This is a genomic window from Bifidobacterium sp. B4111, from assembly GCF_026537235.1.
Classification (GTDB): domain Bacteria; phylum Actinomycetota; class Actinomycetes; order Actinomycetales; family Bifidobacteriaceae; genus Bombiscardovia.
The window spans coordinates 23,126-29,125 of sequence record NZ_JAFNMO010000008.1; the positions used below are offsets into that span (position 1 = coordinate 23,126).

The window sequence follows — 6,000 nt, forward strand, 5'->3', positions numbered from 1 at the left end:
CAGCCTGACAGACCTAATTAGAAAAGAACCCAATGAAGAGCCCGTTAAGGTGATTTCATTGGGTTCTTTCCGGATTGGGCTCATATGTACTGCAGGGGAGAGGTTGACTGCCCAGAGATGCCAATATTCATTCTAAACAAAGAAGTACAAGGCTACAGCAATCAAGGCACCCAGAAGAAACCCCAGTGACGGAAGGATCAGGGTCGATGACGTTACTTTTTTGTTTCCCCTGGTCATGGCCCCCAGGAGAACCCCGAATGATCCAAAACCCATCAGGAAGCCTGTGAGTATCGATAAGGCTGGATCATGCTTACCTAAAATAAGGTATAACACTTGGATGGCCGCACCTAAAATAAGCTGTCCAAAACAGACTCTTGCTAAACCTTGTGTATTCCAATGTTTTGCGTGTGCCTGGCTTGTCTGGTCTTGATACATAGGAAATCCTTTACCTAGAAAAGTGCCTACCGAGATAAACGTATATCCGGTAGGCACCCAGCATCATTTGTGTCGTGAATAACTTGTTAGCAGAATGCTCCGCCAATACCGATTACAGCTCCAGTGACACAGCCTCCGATGGTCGCTGCTATGCCTGCAGGAGTTGGTGCTGTAACGCCTGCCACGCTCCAGATAATGCTATTGACAACTCCCAAACCTGCCATGGCTGCGGAACAGCCGCTGATACGGTGCGATTGTAATCCGGGATTTGCAGAAGATACACCCGGGTCGACCGCCTCCGCCTTCTCGCGTACTTCTTGCCCAGTGACGCTTCCCTTGTGCATGCCGTTGGTATAAACATCAATCACGTCAGTGGTTTTGTCGTAGGAGAAACGAACGGTTGTGCCGTCAGACAGCTTGTAAGTATCCCAGGCAACAGCATAGTCGGCTGGCCCCCTGAGGGTACAAAGAGCGCAGAGGAGCAAGCTAGACGAATCGTATATGCAATTCGAGCCTGGGCCACGTCCCGCCCTCCTACGGAGGTTGGACTGCCTACCCGAGTGGCGCAGGCAGGTAGGTCAAAAGCGCAGGGTTGAGCATTTTTAGTGGGCACTTTTTGGCAGGTGGGGTTAGCAAGCATATAACTTGGAATGTCAAACGATGTTGAAAGGGGGTGTAATATGCAGAACTCATCTGATTTTCTTCACTCACTTATGCAAGATCATGATTTTGTTGACCTTGCCGACCAAGACGACCTCAGCTACTTCGTGACACAAGGCACTGTTCTCCATTGGTAATTTCCAGTAGAACCGGGTCGAGGACAGCGATCCTTGATTCTGAAAGTGTCCTCGGCCATTCTTTTTAGAGAAAGTCTCATTATGGTCGCATTGGGCATCATCATAGATCGTAAATGCAATATACGTTGCAGTCATTGCTGCTTTTCTTCCGGGCCTAAGGCTACCGAGCACCTGACAGATGATCAGCGTGTCCGTGGTTCGAGCCCCCGTGGGGGCACAGAGTCAAAGCCCTACAGCCGCAAAGGCTGTGGGGCTTTTCCATTACCCCGCTCAAAGCCATCGCAGCCAAAAATGTATACTAAATGTATACCTTATTGCAATCCGTGTCACTCGCATAAAGGAAAAGCCCCGCCGAAGCGGAGCCTGACATGTGCGCGCTACTGGATGATGACGTTCCTGACATCGCCGGACTTTCTACTGCTTTCCTCGGCTATCCGTCTCAAGATCTCCGCGGTCCTACGCGCGTTCTTTATGTAGGGGAGCCTGTATTCCAGTCCGGAGTTCTCCTGGACCGTGACCACGCCGCCAGTGAATGGGCTATCTTCCCCGTTAATCGCCTTGGCCCTGCGCAGGTCGATGTTCTCAGTCCTCTTGGTGATAATGCCGGTCTCCTGCGTGAGAGTGTACGTGTTGTCGAACCGGTAATTAGTCGTTGCGATGATGATAGCTTTGAAAATCAAAGGTATCCAGCACAGTATCCACGACCAGCATGCGTTTCCTATGAGTGCCCGCCAGTCCTTTTCGACTACTGCCATTGTTCCTCCCTCTGGTCTTCAGTGACTGTACGCCAGCCTATCAGTAGGACATGTCCACCTTAGCGGCGGCCGGGTTTCAGGTGTGGCGAACATCGGCCCATCGAAGTTTTCGGCATGCTTTCGGGCCGATGCCAAGAACGGCAAGGGATGAGGCGGATCATCAGGCATGCGAACGGCTGAAATCCGCCTGATGTATCGTTTTGCCTAATCCGACACGCGCGGTAGAGTATGACCCATCACAAAAACAAAGCCGCCTCGCAGACGGCCCGATAGAGGAGTCAGATCACGGTGCACTACCGCAGGCTCGACAAAATGCGACACAGACTGATTGACACGGTCCTGACCCGGACGTATCTTTGATATCAGCTTTCGAACAAATGTTCGATTATTGGCCCAGAGCTGGGCTCTGACCGGGCATAAAAGAAGGGAAGCCACCCACCGCCAAGTGATCGGCTCCCCTTTAGAGAAATACACCTTAAGGAGGTGCTCTATGTAGTCTACACGCTCAGACGCAACAGCGCGTCATGATATGCGCAGAACTTATAGGACTCATAGATATCGAGGAAGTTGAATGTATACAGCAAACGATGCCAACATAGTACTGCGAGTGTGTCCGGGTGCGATAGGCACCGAAACGCGGTATGGGGCAACGTTGCCTATCAGATGGAGTTCGTCAATGATCGACGTCTCTAAGCTATTCTCTGGACCCATTTTCCCTGTTTAGGATGCGCTGAGCATCGCTCATAATGTCTATTGGGGTGAGCCCCATGGCATCAGCAAGCGAAGCAAGCTGAGTCACCTTGATCTCGCCCTTGGCACCAAAGACGCGATAAATCGCTTGGACGTTCATCCCTGACTTTTGGGATAGCTCATCGTATGTCAGACCACTCACGGCCCTGGCTGCATGGAGAGCTTTTGCCGTAGCTTGATTAATATTCATAAGTCATATATTACTATCAAATTTGATAAGTGCAATATGAAAAAATCATATTTTTCAAGTTGACAAAATCCAGATGAACGGTACTATGAATAATTAATAGTTGACTATTAAATTATGATAGTCATTGCTTACTTATCAAAGGAGCAACAATGGACATCAATAGATATGCGGTCCAGCTTGCTGACACCATCAGAGATGCTATCAAGCAGTCAGGAAAATCGATGGGTGAGGTCGCTCAGACTGCGGGAATCCCATGGACCACTTTCTTTCGTCGACTCAACCAATCAGATAGGTATCCATTTACCGTATCGGATGTCTTGTCGATCTCGCAGGCGTTGGACCTCGACTTCTTGAATCTCATGGAAGAAGCCGAACGTCGGTACAGGTTGGCGGCGTGAGATGGATTGGGTGAATCTACTCCAGGATGGGGCGATCATCTGCCTGGCGATTACGCAGATTGCCGGTTCCTTCTCGGTTCGTGGTCTGCGCAAGCAGGTTGATGGTTTGCGTAAGTCGAAGCAGGATAAGGACCGCGACCTTCCGTTGATTGAGTCTTACTGCAAGTTTGGTGATGGCGGTTCGTTCAGGAGCCTGTATGGCGAGCGGTCTTTGCAAGAGGCTGCTTCTTATGAGACTCGGGTTGCTTCTGGCTTTAAGCCTTGCATCTTCCGCAAGGGTGACAGTGTACGGCTGACTGGACTTCACGGGGAGTTCATTCTTGCCGGATATTCGAATGAGGGTTTCTTGGCATGGAAGAAGAACCGTTCGTCTTCTGTGGCTACCAACGTGGTCTTTCATGCTGATCGTGTGACTGCGTGGAAGCGGAACACGGGTGAGTGGCCGGTCGAATGGTTCATGGGCACCGGCAGTAAATGCGAGGAAGGGGGGGGTTCAAATGACCACGGAAGACGAGTGAAAGAACCAGGTAAGAAGAATGCCGCAGCGGCAACTGCGGCGTGACAAAAGAAAGATGGTAGTCAACTAATGTCAACTGATATCATACAGCCCTTTGGTTTCAAGGGCCATAAGGTGAGGACTCTGACTTTTGAGACGGGTCAGACCTGGTGGGTGCTCAAGGACGTGTGCGAGGTCCTTGGTATTCGGAATGCGACGGATGTTGCGAAGCGTTTGGACCGGGATGAGGTGACTAGATTCAATCTAGGGGGCTTGTCCGGTCAGGCCAACATCGTCAACGAGGCTGGACTTTACCGGATTGTTCTCCGCTCTGATAAGCCGGAGGGCAAAGAGTTCCAGCGTTGGGTGACTCATGATGTGCTTCCCTCGATCCGCATGCATGGGGGCTACATGCTGGGGCAGGAGCGTATGACCCCGGAGCAGATGGCCTTGGCATCCATGCGCTGGCTTCAGTCCAAGGTCAGGGAGCAGGAGGAGCAGCTTGGCCTGCAAAGGCCGAAGGTCCTGTTTGCTGACGCGGTGAGTGCGGCGCATACGGACATCCTGGTCGGTGATCTGGCGAAGATCCTCAAGGGCAATGGCGTGGATACCGGCGGCACCAGGCTGTTCGCGTGGATGCGTGAGCATGGCTATCTGATGAAGGCCGGCAGTGCGAAGAACATGCCGACCCAGCGTGCCATGGACCTGGGGCTCTTCCACGTGAAGGAGACCACGGTCGTTCACGCTGATGGGCATACGACGATCAACAAGACACCGAAGGTGACGGGGAAGGGGCAGGCGTACTTCATCTGCCAGTTCCTTGACGGCAAGGACATGGGGGTGGCGGCATGAGCAGGCGTGTGGCTTCCGGCGCTCCGGTGATATTCGAGCTGCTGAACCGCAAGCAGGCCGCGTCCCGGACCCCGTTTGGTGACGAGAAGTTCGACAAGCTGTTTGGCCACTTGTATCGGGTCGACCCGGATGGCAATAACGGCGGTTTCCTGTCCACTGACCTTCAGGCCGAAGTAGAGTCGTGGCCTTTCAAGGTGGATGTGGAGAAGGCATCATGACCGCCGAACAGTTGGCTGCGCTTGAGCTTGAGCGTCTTGATCCGGCTACTCGTGCTCGTCTGGGTCTTGGGGGTGGGTGTGATGCCTCTATTGACTCCTGATGATATTCGGCGCAGGCCGTTGACGATGACCCGCTGGCGTGAAGGCTATGACGCGAATGAGGTGGATGACCTGCTGGACGAGTGTGCGCTGACGGTAGCGGCGCTCGCGGACCAGTGTGAGCGGCTTCGGGCGCGGGTGCCCTGGTCGCCGGCACGGATCGATGAAAAACCAATCGTAGTGAAGGGAAACAAATGAGTGAATGGTATGAGGGCCTACCGGCTGATGAGCTTGAGGGCAAGCATGTGCATGCGGTGTATGACTATGGCACGGTCGTCGATGGTGAATTGTGCCGGAATGGGCGGGTTCGTCTGGACCATAGGGCTGAGGATGGTGCGCCTGTTTTCGTGGTTGACGACGGTCGTGTGGTCAATACGTTTGCGCATATCCTGTCGGTGTCTCTGGTGTGGGATGAGCGCGACTGGGAGCAGATCCGCACGGTGGATATGAGCAAGGCCGACGCGATAGTGGTCAATGGCCGTCTTATACGGGTTAATGGACTCTCCGCTCACCATCAATTCCGCCCCGTTGTGGGGTTTTCAGTGTCTTCCGAGCATGTCTCGTGCGCTTTGCGCTGCCGTCACAAGCTGCCGACCGAGCCGGGCGCTTATCGGGGTGCTGATGGGACGCTGCTGATACTGACTGATATAAGACTGCCTGACAAGTGGGTGTACGTTTCGGAGGACTTCAAGGAGTGCGGCGTCTTTCTCGGTGACGAGCAGGCGGAGGAGCATCTGCCTTTGACTCCTGTGCATTTCGTGGACGGGAGGGCCGAGTGATGGCGTTGATTCCAAGCGAAGTGGGAGTCTACGAGGCTGCTGACGGCGATCTGCTGGTCCGTTTTGAGACAGGCGGAGGCGAGTGGTTGCATGTCTGCGACCTTTTCATGACTGACTTCGGCCCGGTGAAGGGCTGCGAATTTATCGAGGCTGATTCGGTGGCGGAACGCATGCCGCTCAAGTGCATTTCAGGGAGGGCCGAGTGATGGCGAAGGATATTGCTGACATGCT

10 protein-coding genes are annotated in these 6,000 nt (G+C 53.3%); 7 read left to right on the forward strand and 3 right to left on the reverse strand.

Annotation, left to right across the window (positions count from 1 at the left end):
- Positions 1 to 132 precede the first annotated feature (132 nt).
- The 3 genes from J3T93_RS09600 to J3T93_RS09610 form a co-directional block, all read right to left on the reverse strand.
- On the reverse strand, positions 133 to 435 hold the full coding sequence (locus J3T93_RS09600) for a hypothetical protein (RefSeq protein WP_267431494.1): 303 nt from the start codon (positions 433 to 435) through the stop codon (positions 133 to 135).
- 1,174 nt (positions 436 to 1,609) lie between these two features.
- Positions 1,610 to 1,987 carry a hypothetical protein gene (locus tag J3T93_RS09605; protein WP_267431495.1) on the reverse strand — a complete coding sequence of 126 codons (378 nt, stop codon included), beginning with the start codon at positions 1,985 to 1,987 and terminating at the stop codon, positions 1,610 to 1,612.
- A 694-nt stretch (positions 1,988 to 2,681) separates the two neighbouring features.
- A complete protein-coding gene (locus J3T93_RS09610) occupies positions 2,682 to 2,927 on the reverse strand; it encodes a helix-turn-helix domain-containing protein (RefSeq protein WP_267431496.1) in 246 nt (81 codons plus the stop codon).
- A gap of 149 nt (positions 2,928 to 3,076) precedes the next feature.
- Here J3T93_RS09610 and J3T93_RS09615 point away from each other — a divergent pair, with 149 nt between their 5' ends.
- The 7 genes from J3T93_RS09615 (at position 3,077) to J3T93_RS09645 (ending at position 5,975) form a co-directional block, all read left to right on the forward strand.
- The gene (locus tag J3T93_RS09615) at positions 3,077 to 3,325 is read left to right on the forward strand and encodes a hypothetical protein (RefSeq protein WP_267431497.1); all 249 of its coding nucleotides are present in this window, start codon (positions 3,077 to 3,079) and stop codon (positions 3,323 to 3,325) included.
- 1 nt (position 3,326) lies between these two features.
- On the forward strand, positions 3,327 to 3,887 hold the full coding sequence (locus tag J3T93_RS09620) for a hypothetical protein (RefSeq protein ID WP_267431498.1): 561 nt from the start codon (positions 3,327 to 3,329) through the stop codon (positions 3,885 to 3,887).
- A 69-nt stretch (positions 3,888 to 3,956) separates the two neighbouring features.
- The gene (locus J3T93_RS09625) at positions 3,957 to 4,673 is read left to right on the forward strand and encodes a phage antirepressor KilAC domain-containing protein (protein ID WP_267431499.1); all 717 of its coding nucleotides are present in this window, start codon (positions 3,957 to 3,959) and stop codon (positions 4,671 to 4,673) included.
- Complete coding sequence (locus tag J3T93_RS09630; protein ID WP_267431500.1) at positions 4,670 to 4,891, forward strand: hypothetical protein; 222 nt, start codon at positions 4,670 to 4,672, stop codon at positions 4,889 to 4,891. Before J3T93_RS09625 ends, J3T93_RS09630 begins: the two co-directional genes overlap by 4 nt.
- Positions 4,892 to 4,912: 21 nt before the next feature.
- Entirely contained in the window at positions 4,913 to 5,188 is a 276-nt protein-coding gene (locus J3T93_RS09980; RefSeq protein WP_324123970.1) for a DivIVA domain-containing protein, read from the forward strand.
- The gene (locus J3T93_RS09640) at positions 5,185 to 5,769 is read left to right on the forward strand and encodes a hypothetical protein (protein ID WP_267431501.1); all 585 of its coding nucleotides are present in this window, start codon (positions 5,185 to 5,187) and stop codon (positions 5,767 to 5,769) included. Before J3T93_RS09980 ends, J3T93_RS09640 begins: the two co-directional genes overlap by 4 nt.
- Complete coding sequence (locus J3T93_RS09645) at positions 5,769 to 5,975, forward strand: hypothetical protein (RefSeq protein WP_267431502.1); 207 nt, start codon at positions 5,769 to 5,771, stop codon at positions 5,973 to 5,975. Before J3T93_RS09640 ends, J3T93_RS09645 begins: the two co-directional genes overlap by 1 nt.
- Positions 5,976 to 6,000 lie beyond the last annotated feature (25 nt).